General features: G+C 70.1%; 12 protein-coding genes. 6 read left to right on the forward strand and 6 right to left on the reverse strand.

What is annotated here, in order from left to right:
• Positions 1-3 precede the first annotated feature (3 nt).
• From OL358_RS02640 to OL358_RS02660, 5 genes are all read left to right on the forward strand, one after another.
• A complete protein-coding gene (locus OL358_RS02640; RefSeq protein ID WP_264708389.1) occupies positions 4-561 on the forward strand; it encodes a hypothetical protein in 558 nt (185 codons plus the stop codon).
• A gap of 109 nt (positions 562-670) precedes the next feature.
• Positions 671-1,246: a DUF2510 domain-containing protein gene (locus OL358_RS02645; protein ID WP_264708390.1), complete on the forward strand. Its 576-nt coding sequence runs from the start codon at positions 671-673 to the stop codon at positions 1,244-1,246.
• A 115-nt stretch (positions 1,247-1,361) separates the two neighbouring features.
• Entirely contained in the window at positions 1,362-2,594 is a 1,233-nt protein-coding gene (locus OL358_RS02650) for an acyl-CoA dehydrogenase family protein (protein ID WP_264708391.1), read from the forward strand.
• A gap of 63 nt (positions 2,595-2,657) precedes the next feature.
• Positions 2,658-3,812, forward strand: coding sequence for an AI-2E family transporter (locus OL358_RS02655; protein ID WP_264708392.1), 1,155 nt, complete (start codon positions 2,658-2,660; stop codon positions 3,810-3,812).
• 69 nt (positions 3,813-3,881) lie between these two features.
• The gene (locus tag OL358_RS02660; protein WP_264708393.1) at positions 3,882-4,928 is read left to right on the forward strand and encodes an ATP-dependent DNA ligase; all 1,047 of its coding nucleotides are present in this window, start codon (positions 3,882-3,884) and stop codon (positions 4,926-4,928) included.
• A 21-nt stretch (positions 4,929-4,949) separates the two neighbouring features.
• Here the strand turns inward: OL358_RS02660 and ligD are convergent, their stop codons facing one another.
• From ligD to OL358_RS02690, 6 genes are all read right to left on the reverse strand, one after another.
• Entirely contained in the window at positions 4,950-5,987 is a 1,038-nt protein-coding gene (gene ligD / locus OL358_RS02665; protein ID WP_264708394.1) for a non-homologous end-joining DNA ligase, read from the reverse strand.
• A 168-nt stretch (positions 5,988-6,155) separates the two neighbouring features.
• Positions 6,156-7,196: an SseB family protein gene (locus tag OL358_RS02670; protein WP_264708396.1), complete on the reverse strand. Its 1,041-nt coding sequence runs from the start codon at positions 7,194-7,196 to the stop codon at positions 6,156-6,158.
• Between the two features lie 74 nt (positions 7,197-7,270).
• Positions 7,271-9,364, reverse strand: coding sequence for an acyltransferase family protein (locus OL358_RS02675; protein ID WP_264708397.1), 2,094 nt, complete (start codon positions 9,362-9,364; stop codon positions 7,271-7,273).
• Between the two features lie 109 nt (positions 9,365-9,473).
• The gene (locus OL358_RS02680) at positions 9,474-12,869 is read right to left on the reverse strand and encodes a carboxypeptidase regulatory-like domain-containing protein (RefSeq protein WP_264708398.1); all 3,396 of its coding nucleotides are present in this window, start codon (positions 12,867-12,869) and stop codon (positions 9,474-9,476) included.
• 123 nt (positions 12,870-12,992) lie between these two features.
• Positions 12,993-15,473, reverse strand: a complete 2,481-nt coding sequence (locus OL358_RS02685; protein WP_264708399.1) for an ATP-dependent helicase — start codon at positions 15,471-15,473, stop codon at positions 12,993-12,995.
• A gap of 57 nt (positions 15,474-15,530) precedes the next feature.
• A complete protein-coding gene (locus OL358_RS02690; RefSeq protein WP_264708400.1) occupies positions 15,531-16,682 on the reverse strand; it encodes an NAD(P)/FAD-dependent oxidoreductase in 1,152 nt (383 codons plus the stop codon).
• A gap of 161 nt (positions 16,683-16,843) precedes the next feature.
• Here OL358_RS02690 and OL358_RS02695 point away from each other — a divergent pair, with 161 nt between their 5' ends.
• Positions 16,844-17,242 carry a YccF domain-containing protein gene (locus tag OL358_RS02695; protein ID WP_264708401.1) on the forward strand — a complete coding sequence of 133 codons (399 nt, stop codon included), beginning with the start codon at positions 16,844-16,846 and terminating at the stop codon, positions 17,240-17,242.
• The last annotated feature ends 182 nt before the right edge of the window (positions 17,243-17,424 follow it).

Consider the following 17,424-nt stretch of genomic DNA (forward strand, 5'->3'; position numbering starts at 1 on the left):
CCGATGACGCAGGGGCGGATGCGCGGCATGGCCGCCGCGGCGGGGCTCGCGCTCGCGGCAGTGCTCCTCAGCGGCTGCGACGGGTCGTTCCCGCTGCCGACGGCGCTTCCGACGCCCACCGTGGAGCTTCCGACCGCGCTCCCGACCTCGACGCCGACGGTGACGCTTCCCACCCGGCCGACGCGCACCCCGCGGCCTACGCCGACGGTGGAGCCCACGGTCGAGCCGACGCCGGAGCCCACCGTCGAGCCGACGCCGGAGCCGACCGTGGAGCCGACGCCCGAGCCGACCGTCGAGCCGACGCCGACCACACCGGCCACGCCGACTCCGACGACCGAGCCGACACCGACGCCCACGCCGACGCCGAGCGCGACCGAGAGCCCCACGCCCACACCGACCGAGACCCCGGAGGCCGTGCCCGACCAGGACGCGGCCGCGTCGACGGCGGCGTGGGTGATCCCCCTCGCGCTCCTCGCGATAGGCATCGGCATCGGCGTGTACTTCCTCGTTCGTCGGCGCCGGCCCAGCGCGAAGCCACCGACGGAGCCCCCCGCCGGCTGACCGAGATCAGGAGATCTCCCCAGGACAGGAAGATCTCACCGGATTCGTCCTGCCTGCAGGATTTCTCCTGCTCTCCGCCCACCACGACCGCACAGTGAGGTTCGACGAAGTGACCGCTCCGCCCCCCGGCTGGTACCGCGACCCCGCTCAGCCTGCGACACTGCGGTACTGGGACGGCGGCGCCTGGACGGCGCATCGGCAGACCGCCGTGTCTCTCGCAGGCGGGCCGGCGGGTGCGCCGCCCGAGACCTCATGGAACACCGTGTGGATCTGGCTGGTCGTCCTGATGATCGCGCTTCCCCTTCTCTCGCTCGTCACCCCTGCGGTCTCGGGCTGGGACGACCTCTTCGGCGCGAGGCCTGCGCAAGCGCAGTTCGTCACGGACCTGGGTGAACTCGCCGCTCGGGTGCTCGGGTACGTCATGTACGGGCTGGCCGTGTTCTTCGCCTACCGGGACCACCGTGCGCTTCGCGAGCGCGGGGTGCCCGACCCGTTCCCCTGGGTGTGGGCGTTCCTCACACCGGTGTATCCGATCGGCCGGTCGGTGGTGGTGGTGCGCCGCATCGGGCGCGGCTGGGCACCTCTGTGGGCGACGGTCGCCGCGCTCTCGCTCCTGCTCGTCTACGCGGGGATGATCGCGGTCGTGCTGCTCACTGCGATGGCAGACCTGCGTCTCGGGTCGTGAGCGACCTCGCCTCGGTCGGGCTGATCCGTGCGGGGTTGACACTGAGTCCTGCAGACAGCGGGATTGAGTTCCACTAGACTTCAGGCGTCTCACCCCATGAAGTCAGGAGTCCGCCGTGAGCGATTTCACCCCGCGGCCCGGCCACGCCGTCGACGGCTACGACGTCACCACCCGTCTCGGCACCGACTACTACCAGGTGTTCGCCGACATCTCCGACGAGGACCTCGCCGTCTGGGAGCGCGCGCAAGCGTACGTCGACGAGGTCGGCACGCGTATGCAGGACGCGTGGGATGCCGCGGCCTATCCCCTCGACATCGCGATGCGCCTGGGCGAGCTCGATCTCTTCAACGACGGCATCGTCCATCCCGACCTCACCCGGTTCTCCCCCCTCGCGGCCGGTCTGGTGAACATGGAGGTCTCGCGTGGTGACGGATCCCTCGGCACCGTCATCGCCGTCCAGGGCGGACTCGCCCTGCGCACGCTCGCGCTGTTCGGCAGCCCCGAGCAGCAGGCGCGCTGGCTGAAGCCCGTCGCCCGCGGCGAGGTCCCGGCGTCGTTCGCCCTCACGGAGCCCGACCACGGCAGCGACTCCGTCTCGCTCGAGACGACCGCCCGCCGAGACGGCGAGGAGTGGGTGCTCGACGGGGCCAAGAAGTGGATCGGCAACGGCGCGTCCGGCGGCATCACGTTCGTGTGGGCGCGGGTCGTGAGTCCCGGCGACGAGACCGACGGAGCGGTGCGGTGCTTCCTCGTCGAGCAGGACACCGCCGGGTACACCGGCACCGTGATCGCCGGAAAGGCGTCGCTGCGCGGCATCCACCAGGCCCACATCGCCCTCGACGCGGTCCGGGTGCCGCTGGACGCCGTGCTGCCGGGCGCCAAGAGCTTCAAGGATGCCTCGACCGTGCTCTATTCGACGCGCTCGGGGGTCGCGTGGTCGGCGCTCGGTCACGCCACCGCCTGCTACGAGGCGGCCCTCGCCTATTCGCAGCAGCGCGTGCAGTTCGGCAAGCCGCTCGCGAAGTTCCAGATGGTCCAGGAGCGCCTCGCGCAGATGCTCGAGGAGCTCACCGCGATGCAGCTGTACTGCCGGCACCTGGCCGACCTCGAGGCATCCGGCGGACTGCGCCCGACGCAGGCGTCCCTCGCGAAGTACCACAACACTCGGGCAGCACGGCGGATCGCGGCGATCGCACGCGACCTGCTCGGGGGCAACGGCATCCTGCTCGAGAACGGCGTGATGCAGCACATGGCCGACATCGAGGCGATCCACACCTACGAAGGCACCGAGAGCGTCCAGGCGCTGCTCATCGGACGGGACATCACCGGCATGAGCGCGTTCGCGTAGCATCCCGGCGGAGGCCCGGCAAGCGGCCGGTTCCCACGCGGGGGCGCGGTTAGCCTCGAGAGCATGGGCCTGTTCCGCAGCACTCCCCCGCCGGTCCGTGTCGACTCCGCCGACGTCGAGCTGAAAGCGACGAGACCGCCGTGGAGCCTGTGGGCCGACGGCTTCGGCATGCTCGCGATCCGAGGGCTGCAGATCATCGTGGTCGTGGCGGTCGCCGCCGGCGTGATCATCGCGATCCAGTCGCTCACTCTCGTCACGATCCCGCTCGTGATCGCGCTCATCCTCGCGTGCGCCTTCGCCCCCGTCATGCGATGGCTGCGACGGCGAGGCGTTCCGTCGGTGGTCGCGACGCTCGCGACCATGCTGGCGATCGTCGTGATCCTGGGTCTGCTCGGCTGGTTGGTCGTGTGGGCGGTGCGCGGTGAGTGGGATGAGCTCGCCGCCCAGGCGCAAGACGGGTTCCAGCACTTCCTGGCGTGGCTCGAGACGCTGCCCTTCGAGTTCCTGTCGCCCGCACAGCTCGAGGAATGGGTCGCGACGCTCACCGACTTCGTCACCAGCGCGCAGTTCGGCTCGGGAGCCCTCGCCGGCGTGGGCGCCGTCGCGAACTTCGTCACCGGACTCGTGCTGATGGTCACGATCCTGTTCTTCTTCCTCAAGGACGGCCCGCAGATGTGGGAGTTCCTCCTGCGGCCGTTCCGCGGCACGCACTACCTTCGCGCCCGCCGCATCGGCGACAAGACGGTGGGCGTGCTCGGCTCGTACGTGCGCGGAACCGCGACTGTGGCCCTCGTCGACGCGATCGGCATCCTCATCGGCCTGCTGATCCTGCAGGTGCCGCTGGCCCTCCCGCTCTCGGTGCTGGTGTTCCTGCTCGCGTTCATCCCGATCGTCGGCGCGACGCTCGCCGGGATCCTGGCGGCGCTCGTCGCCCTCGTCTCCAATGGGCTCGTGAACGCCCTGTTCGTCGTCGGCGTGGTCGTGCTCGTGAATCAGCTCGAGGGCAACTTCCTCCAGCCGGTGCTGATGGGCCGCTCGATGAAGCTGCACGCCTTCGTGATCCTCATCGCCCTGACCGTCGGCACGGTGCTCGGCGGCATCGTGGGTGCCGTGCTCGCGGTGCCGATCGCCGCCGCCGCGTGGGGCGTCATCCAGGTCTGGGACGGACCGGACCTCCCCGCGCGATGGGCCCGGCCGAAGCATCCGATCGAGTCCTGACCGCGCGAGTGCTCGAGTGGTCTGCACGGAGGCGGGACACGCGTCGGGGGTGGCGGGCAGGATAGGGGGATGCCGTACGAGATCCCCGCGCCGATGCTGGCCAAGTCCGTTCCCGCCGTGCCGGATCCGGCGAAGACGCCCGGCGGGCTGAGCTTCGAGCCGAAGTGGGACGGCTTCCGCGCCCTCATCTCGTGGGACGGCGAGAACGTCGAGATCGGCAGTCGCGGGGCGAAGCCGCTGACCCGGTACTTCCCCGAACTGGTCGAGGCGTTCGCCCGTCTCCTCCCGGAGCCGTGCCTCATCGACGGCGAGATCGTCGTACCGAAGGGCGAGCCCGGCGCGCAGCGGCTCGACTGGGAGTCGCTCACGCAGCGCATCCACCCCGCAGCATCCCGCGTGAACATGCTCGCCGAGACGACGCCGGCCATGCTCATCGCCTTCGACCTTCTCGCTCGAGGCGAGCGCGACCTGCAGTCCGAGCCGTTCGAGGTGCGTCGCGCCGAGCTCGTCGACCTGCTCGGCGACGTCCCGCATCCGGTGCACGTGACGCGCACGACCGACGATCCCGCGCTGGCCGAGCGGTGGCTCGCCGAGTTCGAGGGCGCCGGACTCGACGGCGTCATCGCGAAGCCGCTCGCCCAGCCGTACGCGCCGAACAAGCGCACCATGTTCAAGATCAAGCACGCCCGCACGGCCGACGTGGTCGCGATGGGCTATCGCATCCACAAGTCCGGCGCAGGCGTGGGTTCACTGCTCGTGGGTCTGTACTCCGACGACGGTGTGCTCTATCCCGTGGGAGGGGTCGCCGCGTGGAGCAACGCGCGCCGCCTCGAGCTGATCGACGAACTCGCGCCGCTCGTCGAGCGCGACGACTCCGGCGCCGCGGTGAAGAGCGAGGGCGAGAAGTCGCGCTTCTCCGCCCCCGACCGCGACTCGTCGTTCGTGCACCTGCGGCCCGAGCGCGTGCTCGAGGTGCGGTACGACCAGCTCGAGGGCTGGCGGTTCCGGCACACCGTGCAGTTCGAGCGGTGGCGGCCGGATCGGGATGCCGCATCCTGCACGTACGACCAGCTCGAGACCATCTCGGCTTATGACCTGGGCGACGTGCTCGACTGAATCGCGGGGATCAACCCCCGCTCAGTCCGGCTTCGGCCAGTTCTCGGGGTTGATACGGCTCGGCTGCACGCGGGGCGGCTCGCCGGGCATCTTCGGGAAGTCCGGCGGGAACGGCAGCTCGCCGAGCCCTGCATCGAGATCGCGCTGCCACCACTCCAGCAGGGTGTCGATGCGGCCGGGCTTCGCCTGGAGGTCGGCCCACGGATCGCCGACGTCGGCGAGCCGCTGCGGCACCGAGCGCACGGTGAAGGCGGCGGGATCGGCACCGGCGAGCTCGTCCCAGGACAGCGGCGTCGACACCGTCGCGCCCGGCAGCGCCCGCGGACTGTAGGCGCCCGCCATCGTGCGGTCGCGGTTGGCCTGGTTGAAGTCGATGAAGATGCGTTCGCCGCGCTCCTCTTTCCACCAGTTCATCGTGACCTTGTCGGGCAGGCGCCGCTCGAACTCGCGACCCGCGGCGATGACCGCATGGCGGACGTCGAGGAACTCCCACTCCGGCTCGATCGGGCAGAACACGTGGATGCCGCGGTTGCCGCTCGTCTTGACGAACGCCGTGAGCCCCGCCTCGGCAAGCACGTCGCGCAGCGCGGGAGCCACGGCCGCGGCATCCGCGAAATCCGTTCCCGGCTGCGGGTCGAGGTCGATGCGGAGCTCGACCGGGTTGTCGGTGTTCGCCGCAAGCGACGCCCACGGGTGGAACACGATGGTGTTCATCTGGACCGCCCACACCGCGGTCGCGATCTCGGTCACGATGAGCTGCGGATGCCGTCGCCCGCTGTTGTACGTGACGGTCTGCGCCTCGACGAACGACGGAGCGCCCTTCGGCGGATTCTTCGAGTAGAACCGCTCGCCGTCGACCCCCTCGGGGAATCGCTCGAGCGACACGGGCCGATCGCCGTTCGCGCCCAGGAAGGGCGACCCGACGGTGATGACGTACTCGGCCAGCTCGTGCTTCGTGATGCCGAGCTCGGGCCACAGCACACGGTTCGGGCTGGACAGCCCTACTTCGCGGTCACCATCGGGGCCGGGGACGGTCAGGGTGATGCGCTCGGACGCCATGCCTCGACCCTAGGCGGCTGGCCCGACATCCCGCATCCCCTCCCCAGGTGCACCCTCGGCGCGCTTCGCCTGTACGAAATCGACGTTCGCCGCCGTCGGGAAGGTCGATTTCGTACAGACGAACGGCGGGTCGCGACGTCAGGAAGCAGCCGCGGACGCGGAGAGCGGTCAGGCTGACGCGAAGACCGGTGCCAGCTCGTCGCGCGAGAGGCGGATCCACGGGCCGGCGGGATCGACGATCACGCCCGACAGTTCGGGGTCGCCGTCGAGTGCGCGCGCGAGCTGCGGGCCGGTGAGCGGCGCCGCCTGGTCGCCACGGCCCATCACCGCGACCTCTACCGGATGCGAGTACACCTCGAGGTAGCGCGAGCCGTCCTCGGCGCGGCCCTCGGCGAGGCCGGGGCGTCCGTCGGCGACCTTGCCGACCGCGACCCACAGCGGCACGCGGGTCAGCGCCTCGGCGACCGCCGCGCCCGTCTCGGGTGTGCGCTCGGCGGCGAGGAGGGTCTTGACGGTGAGCTCCTCGTCGACCTTCTCCATGATCTTCTCGAGGAGGGGCCGCGGGAGCACCGCCCGCGCCGGAGCGGACGACTGGTCGATGATGAGACCCTCGTACGGCCCTGCGAGAACGTGCCGCAGCACGGCGAGAACCGGCTGTCCCATCGCCGACGTGTCGACGTCGCCGTCGGCGCGCACGCTCGCCTGCAGCGCGGATCCGCTGGAATACGCGAGTGCGAACTGGCGATCCTCGACCTTGATCACCGCGAGCGGGAGCTCCCGGCCCTCAGCGAGCAGGGAGCGGGCATCGCCCTTGACCCGGAGGAACAGGTGACCCTGCAGCAGCTGCCTCGCCACGTCCAGAAGGGCCTGCGGAGCGGTGCCGTCGCCGAGGCGGGCCAGCGCCTCGCGCACGAGCACGTTGTCGCGAAGCCCCGCGACCGTCTCGGAGTTCGTCGGCGCTTCCTTGGTCGCCGCCCGCCCTGTGCGGCGCGGCTGCAGCTTCGGCGTGGATGAGGCGGTGGGGGCCGACGATCCGAGACCGCCGTAGGCCGAGACCGAGATGGAGACGCTCGGTGCCCCCGCTTCAGAACCCGCCGGCTCGTCGGCCGGTTCAGCGGCGTCGGCGCTCTCCTCGGTCACGGCGTCGGGCGCAGCATCCGCAGCATCCGAGTCGGGAGCGTCCTTGGGCCGGCGCGAGAAGAGAGCCATGCGACGAGCCTAACCCGGTGACGCGGGCACCGAAGCAGGCCCGAACAGCACCCTGCCGGGCCCTGCGCGGAGCGTCACCAGTCGAGCGCCGCCATGACCTCGTTCTCGAGGTAGGGGGTCAGAGTGCGCACCCAGGTCGCCGTCACGTGGCGCGGGTCGCGATAGACGAGGACGTTCCCGATCACGGGTGAGCAGGTGTCGGCGGTGCAGTAGAAGTCCGTGAGGTCGATCTCGTGCGCGTTGGGCACGCGGGCGGCCGCGTCGGCCTGGCCGTCGAAGTGCGCGAGCGCCTCGGAACGCGCAATGGCGCACGCGTCGGCCGCCTCCAACCGGTGCTGCGCGACGCAGTTCATCGTGTCCTTCGTCATCGCGGGGTTGTCCCGGATCGCGATGATCGGCACATCGGGAAGCTGCGACCATGCATCGACGAGCCCGTCGACGGTCGCTGATTCGAGCGTCTCACCCGATCCAGGGACGACCACGTTGTCACCGGACGAGTGCGTGACGATGATCGCGTCCGGAGGGTCGGCCTGGATGGACGCCATGACCGCGGCCCGCCACTTCAGACAGCCTGCCCGGTGGGAGTCGGAGTTCGCCACCTGCTCGGCGCTGGTCAGGTAGCAGCCCGGTATGCCGGCGACATCCATGCGCCAGCCCTGGGACTCCGCCATCGCGCGATACGCCCCGATGAGGGTGTTGCTGTGCGAGTCACCCACAGCGATCACGCGCTTCGTCCACCCCTTCGGGGCGGCGACGGTGCAGATCTTCGCGCCGTCCGCGTCGAGTCCCCAGCACTCGGGCAGGTTGTCGTCATCATCCTTCGCCGAGGCAGGATCGGGTACGAGCAAGTCCCCCAGCTCCCGGTCGCCGCAGACGTCGAGGGCGGGGTCCATCGCCTGCGCGCCGAGGCAGTCGGGCGGATCCGACTTCACCGATTCGATGGTCTGCGCGCGCGCGTCGGCTCGCGCATCGAACACCGCGATCCCCACCGCCGAGAAAGCCACGACGACAGCCATCCCCGCCGCGCACCACGCCGCGACCGTTCGCGGTCGGCGGGACCCTCCGAGCAGGCGCGGCGAGAAGCGGACCGGCTCCTCGATGAATCGGGTCGACAGCCACGCGAGCACGAGAGTCAGCGCGAGGATGACGGCCTTGTCGAGCGTCGACAGCGGCCGGCCGGTGACGTACGGCGTCAGCGCCACGAGCGGCCAGTGCCACAGGTACACGGCGTAGGAGAGGTAGCCGAGCATGGCGACCGGCCACCATCGGCCGATCCTGCTCACCGCGGAACGCTCCCCCGCCCACAGCACGAGAATCGTCCCGATGACGGGAACAGCGGCCGCGGAGCCGGGGAAAGGAGTCTCGGCGCTGAACGCGAAGCAGGCGAATGCAATGAGTGCGAGCCCGGCGAACGAGAACACGTTGGACAGGCCGCGGGGAGGGCGCAGTGTCACGAAGGCGAGCAGCGCGCCGGCACCGAACTCCCACGCACGCGTGAGCGTCGAGAAGTACGACACGGACGGCGTCGTGAGGGTGAGCCAGACCGAGTACGCGAAGGAGGCCAGCACGGCCGCGCCGAGAACGGCGGCGAGGACCGGAACCGCTCTCGGGGTGCGTCGGCCGGCGAGCAGCACGACAGTCATCAGGAGCAGCGGCAGGGCGATGTAGAACTGCTCTTCGACCGAAAGCGTCCAGAAGTGCTGGGTCGGCGACGCCGCGTTCTCGAGCGCGAGGTAGTCGACGGAGTTCGAGGCCAGGAGCCAGTTCTCCACGTAGAGGGTCGAAGCGATGACCTCGCTCAGGAACTGCTTCCACCACGCTTCCGGCACGATGAGCACGACCGCGATCGCTGTCGCGAAGAGGACCGTGAGGGATGCCGGCAGCAGGCGCTTCGCGCGCCGCGCCCAGAACCGGGCGACGCGGATCGTTCCGGTGCGCGTGAACTCTCGCAGCAGGTGGGAGGTGATCAGGAACCCGCTGATGACGAAGAAGACATCGACGCCCACGTAGCCACCGGTGAACCGGTTGGGCCACAGATGGTAGAGCAGCACCGATCCGACCGCGATCGCCCGCAGCGCCTGGATGTCGGGCCTGAGGTCCGATCCGGGCTGAGGGCGGGCCGAAGCCGAGGGCACAGCGGCTGCGGCGGCGGCGAGAGTCGCAGTCACTGAGTCATTGTACGGCGAGGGCGGGCCCGTTCCCTGGAAGGCCGCCCGACGCGGAGGGCGACCCCGGTCGGGTCGAGATGCGGGCCGACGCCCGCAGCCGGCCCGACCCCTACTGCAGCGACTTGCGGTATCCCCATGCGACCGCCGCCGCCTCGGAGGCGAAGCACTCCTCGGGATCCGTTATGGCGTAGTACCGACCGCCCGGGACGTGGTAGATCCAATCGGTCGTGTGCCGTGTCGTCTGATTGCCCTTGATGGGGTAACCGGACGGGCAGTTGTCTCTCGTCGCCGGCGCGGCCTTCCCCGACCTCACCGCTGCAGTGGCAGCGCTGTCTCGGGAGATCCGCTGATAGCCGCTGTTCGAACCGACGACCTTCACCGTGATCCTCTTGCCCGCATACGCCCGCGACGGGGTGAACGTCGACCTGGTGGCGCCGGCGATGGCCGAGCCGTTCGCCGACCACTGGTAGGTGAACGTCGTGGCCGGCGTCCAGGTCCCGGTGCGTGCGGTGAGCGTCGAGCCCACCATCACCGTCCCTCCGACCGACGGAGCGGGAGCCACCGCGACCTTGAGGGAGGACGCCGACGTGCGGAATCCAGAGCCGTAGCCCGGCTTGCTGCCCGTGACCTTGACCGAGATCTGCCTGTCGCGCTGGGCGGACCCGAGCACGAGCGTCGCCTTCGTGGCACCCGAGATGGCGAGCCCGTCGGCGTACCACTGGTAGCGGAAGATCGCGCCGGGGGTCCATCCGTTCGGCTTGGCGGTCACCGTGCCGCCCACCATGAGCGTTCCCACGATCGTCGGCGTCGCGGGCGCGATGACCCGCACCGAGGAGGCGGATGCCACGGCGACGGACGTGAAGCCGCTCTGCCTCCCCGTGACCTTGACCATCATCTGCTTGTCGCGCTGTGCGGAGCCGAGGGCGAAGGTGGGCGACGTCGCGCCGGGGATCGCCGTGCCGTTCGCGTACCACTGGTAGGTGAACGTGGTTCCCGCGCTCCAGGTGTTCGGCTTCGCGGTGAGCACCGAGCCGACCGACAGCGCGCCGCCGATCGACGGGGTGCTGAATCGGGTGACCTTGAGCGTCGATGCCGAGAGATTCGTCACGGTCGCGTAGCCCGATTTCGCGCCGGTGACACGAACGGTGATCGCCCGTGAGTCATGCGCCGTCGTCAGCAGGAGGGTCGACTTCGTCGCGCCGGGAAGGGCCGTGCCGTCGGCGTACCACTGGTAGCGGAACGTGGTCGACACGGTCCACGTACCCGGCACCGCCGTCAGCGTCGAGCCCACCTGCGCGCTGCCCGAGATCTTGGGCGACGCGGCCGTGGCCACCTTCCCCGTGAGGGCCGAGGTCTTCGTCGCGGAGGTGTAGCCCGCGAGCGCGCCCGTCACGCGGACCGAGATCTGCTTGTCCTTCTGCGCGGTCGTGAGCGTCAGCGTCGGCGAGGTCGCTCCCCTCACGACGGCTCCGCCCGCGAGCCACTGGTACCCGAACCCGGTTCCGTCCGTCCAGACGCCGGTCACGGCGGTCAGCACCGATCCGACCGCGACAGAGCCCGAGATCGTCGGGGTCGCGGTCGTCAGGGCCCCGGCGGCGACTGGCGCGGTTGCCGTCGATTCGCGCTCCGCGGCGACGTGCCCGCTCTTCGTGCCCAGGACCACGACCGTCAGCGCTGCACCGAGCTGCGCGGCCGTGGGCGTGAAGGTCTCCGCGGTGGCATCCGGAATGACCTCTCCGTCGGCCTTCCACTGATACGCCAGGTCCGCCCCGTCGGTCCAGCTTCCCGGCTGCGCCGTGAGGGTGGAACCGACCTTCGCCGTGCCGGCGATCTTCGGCGTCGACCCGACGACCTCGGGCAGCGGCGTGGAGCGCAGGACGGCGGAGATGCCGTCGTGCGCCTCGCCGCGCGCGAGGTCGATGACGGTGGCGCTCTCGAGGTCGGGGGCGTCCTCCCAGAACCGCGTGATCGACTCGCCGCCGACGATGCCGGTGAACGACACGACGTAGCGGCCGGCAGCCATCCCCGCCATCTCCCATGCACCCTCGGCGTTCGTCATGGCGAAGTCTCCCGACATGCCGTCGGACGCCCTGACGTCGACCCGAACCCCACCGAGCGGCTGTCCGGCGCCGTCTGTGACGACCCCGGAGAGGCTCGCCGTGAACGTCTCCAGGTGCGAGCCGTCGGACTCGTCCAGCACGATGTCGATGCCGTCGGTCGATGTGCCGGCCGCGACCTCGACGGGCGTCGCCGACTCGCGGCCGGAGGCGTTGTTCCACCACTCGGTCAGTCGGCCCGAATCCGTGTCGGCACTGAAGGAGAGCGTGTAGGTCCCAGGCGTCAGATTGCCGAACCCGAAGATGCCGTTCGAGAGCGTGCTGGTCGTCTGCACGACGCCGCCCTCGGCGTCGTACAGGACGACGTTGGCGTCGGCGATCGCCGTCTCGGCGCCGTCGAAGACCGAGCCGGTGATGACCCCGCCCGAGGCCAACTGCGCGTCGATGCCGGACGACTCGGCTTCGGCGACGACGGTGACGATGCTCGCCGTCTCGCGCGACGCGGCATCGTCCCACCACTCGCCGATGAGGTCGGGCGCCTGGCCGGGCCAGAACTGCACGGTGTAGTCGCCGGGCGGCAGGGAGGTGATCGCGAACGTGCCGTCGCTGCCCGACGTCGTTCCGAACGAGGTCCACGCCTCGAGGCCCGGGACGTCCTCCACGTGCGCCGAAACACTCGCATTCGCGACCGGCTGCCCGATGTCGTCCAACACCACTCCGGTGATGCGGCCGGCGCGCTGCACCTGCTCATCGACGCCGGCGACGACCTCTCCCCGCTCGAGCTCGAGCGGGGTCGCCGCCTCCAGCGAGGGCGCGTCCACCCAGTACTCGGGGACGATCTCGACGCCCTCGCCCGAGCCGAAGGCGACCGCGAACGTGCCGTAGGGCAGCGATCCGACGGTGTACGAGCCGTCAGCGGCGGTCGTGGCCGACGCCTGCCAGTTCCAGGATCCGGCTGCGACGTCGAATCGGTACACCTGCACGTCTCCGCCTTCGACCGCGGCGCCCGTCTCGTCCGTCACCGTTCCGCTGATCGAGCCGGCGGCGTCGAGAGCCGCGTGCACCTGCTTCGTCTCGCCCTCGACGACGGAGACGACGGATGCTCCGGTGGCACTGGGCTGGTCGTCCCACCACTCACCGACGAGACCCTCCTGGTTCGACTCGAAGCGCACGGTGTAGTCGCTCGCGCGGAGCTCGGCGATCTCGAAGGCTCCCGCCTCATCCGTCCACGTTCCGGTCGAATCGCCCGCGCCGTCGACGGGGCTCAGCGAGACCCACGCATCCACCAGCGGCTGCCCATGATCGTCGACGACGGTGCCCGCGATCGAGCCCCCCGTCGTGTCGGCCGCGGCTGAAGGGCCGACGGCGAGGGCGCCGCCGAGCACGAGCGCGCCCGTGGTGAGGGCGGCGAGAAGGCGCGCGGGGGCGCGGTTCCAGACAGGGGACATCCAGACTCCACAGTGTGTCGGCGGGTGGTCGGCTCAGATCGCCGCCGACGCTCCTCAGAGCGTGGCAGAACGGAGAGGCGTGTCCGGTGTGCTGGGCAAAGCTTTGGCGATAACTCAGCCGCGCTAGAGCTTCTCGATCGGCGCGATCTTGATGAGCAGCTTCTTGGGCCCGGCCGTGTCGAACCGCACGTGCGCGACGCGCTTCGCGCCCTCCCCGGTGACCGCGTCGACGCGCCCCTCACCGAAGTCGTCGTGGCGGATGCGGTCACCCGGCGCGAGCTCCATATCGCCGTTGTCGCGCACCTTGGCGGGGATCTTGTTCGCGAACCGCTCGAGGTTGGCCGAGGGCTCCCGTCGCGGGAGCGGGACGAGGTCGTCGCCGTAGCGGTTGCCGGATGAGCCGTAACCCGACCCGCTCTGACGGCGGGCGTTGAGCGCCCGCGACTGGGTGCCGCCGCGGGAGTTGACGTCTCCGGGCGACTGGCGCCACGTGAGCAGCTCCGCCGGGATCTCCTGCAGGAAGCGACTCGGCATCGCGACCGTCACCTCGCCGAACTGGGCGCGCGTCATGGCGAGCGACAGGTAGAGGCGCTTGCGGGCTCGGGTGATGCCGACGTAGAACAGACGGCGCTCCTCCTGCGGACCGCCGGGCTCGTTCGCCGAGATGCGGTGCGGGATGAGGTCCTCCTCGACGCCCGTGACGAACACGGCGTCGTACTCGAGACCCTTCGCGGTGTGCATGGTCATGAGCGACACCGAGCCCGACGCATCCTCGAGGTCATCGGCATCCGACACGAGCGACACCTCGGTGAGGAAGTCGAGCAGCGTGCCCTCGGGGTTGTTGCGGGCGAACTCGCGCGCCACGGCGACGAGCTCGTCGAGGTTCTCGATGCGCGCTTCGTCCTGCGCGTCCTTGCTCGCGCGCAGCGCGTCGTAATACCCGCTCTTGTTCAGCAGCAGCTGGACGCCCTCGGCGACCGCCGTCGGCGGGGCGAGCTCACCCGAGGCCGGAAGCATGAGAGCGGATGCCTCGGCCAGCACTGCGTCGAGGTGCGCGATCGCCGACTGGATCTTGGGTCCGACGCCGAGGGCGGACGAGTTCGCGAGGGCGTCGCGGAACGTGATGCCCTCCTCCTGCGCATAGCGGGAGATCGTCTCGATGGTCACGTCGCCGATTCCGCGCCTCGGGCGGTTGATGATGCGGCGCATCGCCATCTCGTCGGCGGGATTGGCGACAGCGACCAGGTAGGCCAGGGCGTCCTTGATCTCGGCGCGCTCGTAGAACTTCGTGCCGCCCATGATCTTGTACGGAAGCGCCGAGCGGATGAAGATCTCCTCCAGCGCCCGCGACTGCGAGTTGGTGCGGTAGAAGACGGCCACTTCGGAGTAGTTCGCGCCGGCCCGGTGCAGCGCCTCGATCTCGTCCGCGACGAACTGCGCCTCGTCGTGCTGCGAGTAGCCGGTGAATCCGACGATCTGCTCGCCCGCTCCGACATCCGTCCACAGCTTCTTGTCTTTGCGGTCGAAGTTGTTGCTGATGACCGCGTTGGCCGCCGACAGGATGTTCTGCGTCGACCGGTAGTTCTGCTCGAGCAGGACGACCTTGGCGCCGGGATAGTCGCGCTCGAACTCGCTGATGTTGCGGATGTCGGCGCCGCGGAAGGCGTAGATCGACTGGTCGGAGTCGCCGACGACGGTGAGCGAGGCCCCCGCCTTGTCGGGATCGTCGGCCGGGTCGGGATCGAAGATCATCATGCCGCCCGCGGAATACGGCTCGGCATCGGACCCGATCGGCCGCGTCAGCTCGTGGATCAGCGCGTACTGGGCGTGGTTGGTGTCCTGGTACTCGTCGACCAGGATGTGCCGGAACCGGCGGCGGTAGACGTCGGCCACTTTCGGGAACGCGCGGAACAGGAACACCGTCTGCCCGATGAGGTCGTCGAAGTCGAACGCGTTCGCCCGCTGCAGTTCGCGCTGGTACGCGGCGAACAGCTCGACGAAGACGCGCTCAGCCGGATCGGACATGTTCGCCGAGCGGGCGTAGGACTCGGCATCCGACAGCTCGTTCTTCAGCTTGGAGATGCGGCTCTGCGTGGCCGCCGGGGTGAGCCCGTAGGCGTCGGCCTCGTGCTCCTTCACCAGCCGCTTGATGAGCGCGCGCGAATCGCCGGAGTCGTAGATCGTGAACGACTTGGTGAAGCCGAACTGCTCGGCCTCGCGCCGCAGGATGCGCACGCAGGCGGAGTGGAACGTCGAGATCCACATGCCGCGCGCCGAGTCGCCGATCAGATTCTCGACGCGCTCGCGCATCTCGCCCGCGGCCTTGTTGGTGAACGTGATCGCGAGGATCTGGCTGGGCCACGCCTCGCGGCCTCGCAGCAGCGACGCGATGCGGCGGGTGAGAACGCTCGTCTTGCCCGAACCGGCGCCGGCGACGATCAGCAGGGCCTGCCCCCGGAACGTCACGGCCTCGCGCTGCTGCGGGTTGAGCCCCGCGAGGAGGTCTTCGTCGGGGCGCGCGCCGGGCTGCTGAGGGCCGTGGTTCGCGCCGACGATGACAGGGACGGATGCCGCGCGCTGCGCGGCCGCGGAGGCGTCGGTCATAGCCCTCTGATTCTAGGCGCGCGGCCCGACACGGGAGCCCAGACCCCGAGTCGCGCTTCAGGGGCCGACCGGATCCCAGTCGCGCCCGAACCAGCGCTTCACACGGGAGGAGCCGAACTCCTTCTTGTCGGCGGCGAGGGTGGGCGAGGGCCCCTGAAGCGTGCCGTTCGGGCGCCCGCCGAAGAACTCGACCTCGACCACACCGACCTCGTCACCGCCGAACTCGATGTAGCAGATCCCCTTGCCGTCGTACCGGTCGTCTCCCCGCCCGCCCCGCAGACGCGCGGCGATGCGTCGCGCAGCGGTCGCCCCCTGCCGCTCGGCGAAGACCCCGGCGCGGGGTGTGCCCACGGCGGCGCAGTCGCCGATGGCGTAGACGTCGGGCCAGGGCGTCTCGAGCGTGAGCGGATCGACGGGAACCCAGCCGTCGACCGTGAGACCCGATGCCTCCACGACGGCCGGCACGCGATGCACGGGCACGCCGAGGTAGAGGTCGAACGGCAGGTCCGTCCCGTCGCTCAGCTTCGCCACCTTCCGATCGGCGTCGAGCGAGCGCACCGATGTCTCGGGATACCACGCGATCCCCCGCTCGGCGAAGGCATCGAGCAGCGCCGCGGACGCATCGGGCGAGGGCGGAATCGGGCGGGGGAACGGCATGACGAGCGCGATCGTCGAAGAATCCCGGATGCCGCGATCCCGCAGCATCTCGTCGAGCAGCAGTGCGGTCTCGCTCGGTGCGGGCGGGCATTTGAACGGACCGGCGGTGATCCCGATCACGACGTCACCGCCGGGGAAGGCGGCGAGCACGTCGCGCGCGGCGAAGGCCCCGGCCTCGCTGTAGAATTCGTGGCCGACCTCGGCCAGGCCGTGCGTGCGCGACACCTCGTAGTCCGCGCCGAGGGCGATCACCAGAACGTCGGCCTCGAACGGTCCCGCAGTGGTCTCGACGCGCTTCGCAGTGGCGTCGACCGCGGTGACGTCGGCGTGAACGAACCTCACTCCGGGCGCCGCGAGATCGACGTACGAGTGACGCACGTGGGCGGCATCCGTTCGCCCGAACATCACGTCGAGCTTCGAGAAGCCGAACACGAACCCCTCGGTGCGATCGATGAGCGTGATGTCGAGCCCGCCGCGGAACTCCGCGGCGAGAGTCGCCGTGAGTTCGAGGCCGCCGAAGCCGGCCCCGAGCACGAGGACGCGAGCAGTCATACGGCACTCCCCTGTGTCGCCTTTCCCCAGTGCGGGTCACTCTACTCGGTGCCCCCACTCGCCAGAACACGCCGCTGCCGCGCGCGATCGTCAGCGTGTTTTGGCGACTCGATCACCGCCCGCACAGCGGGTTCGCGGCATCCGCACGGCATGATCGATTCATGCGCACCATCCTCAACATCATCTGGCTCGTGCTGTCGGGCTTCTGGATGTTCCTCGGCTACCTGCTGGCGGGCGTGATCCTGTGCATCCTGATCCTCACGATCCCGTGGGGCATCGCCTCGTTCCGCATCGGCGTCTTCGCGCTGTGGCCGTTCGGGCGCACCATCGTCGAGAAGCCGCGTTCGGGCGTCGGCTCGTTCCTCGGCAACGTGGTGTGGGTGATCCTCGCGGGCTGGTGGCTCGCGATCGGCCACATCCTCACCGGCGTCGCGATGTGCATCACGATCATCGGCATCCCGCTCGGCATCGCGAGCTTCAAGCTCGTCCCGGTCTCGCTCATGCCGCTCGGCAAGGACATCGTCCGCACCGACGAGGCCCACGCGCTCGTCCGGCACTGACCCGCCCGCCGCGGCATCCGCCGACCCGCACCCTGCGGCGCATAACTCCTGCAGGTTCAGCGCGGCGCGCGGGTTACGCGGCGCAATCACGCGGGCGACGCGTCCGGCCCGACGAAGAATGCAGGAGTTATGCGCCGCGGTCCCGGCTCAGGCGCCCGGCTCAGGCGCCCGGCGCAGGCGCG

The sequence above is a fragment of the Microbacterium sp. SSM24 genome, from assembly GCF_025989145.1.
Classification (GTDB): domain Bacteria; phylum Actinomycetota; class Actinomycetes; order Actinomycetales; family Microbacteriaceae; genus Microbacterium.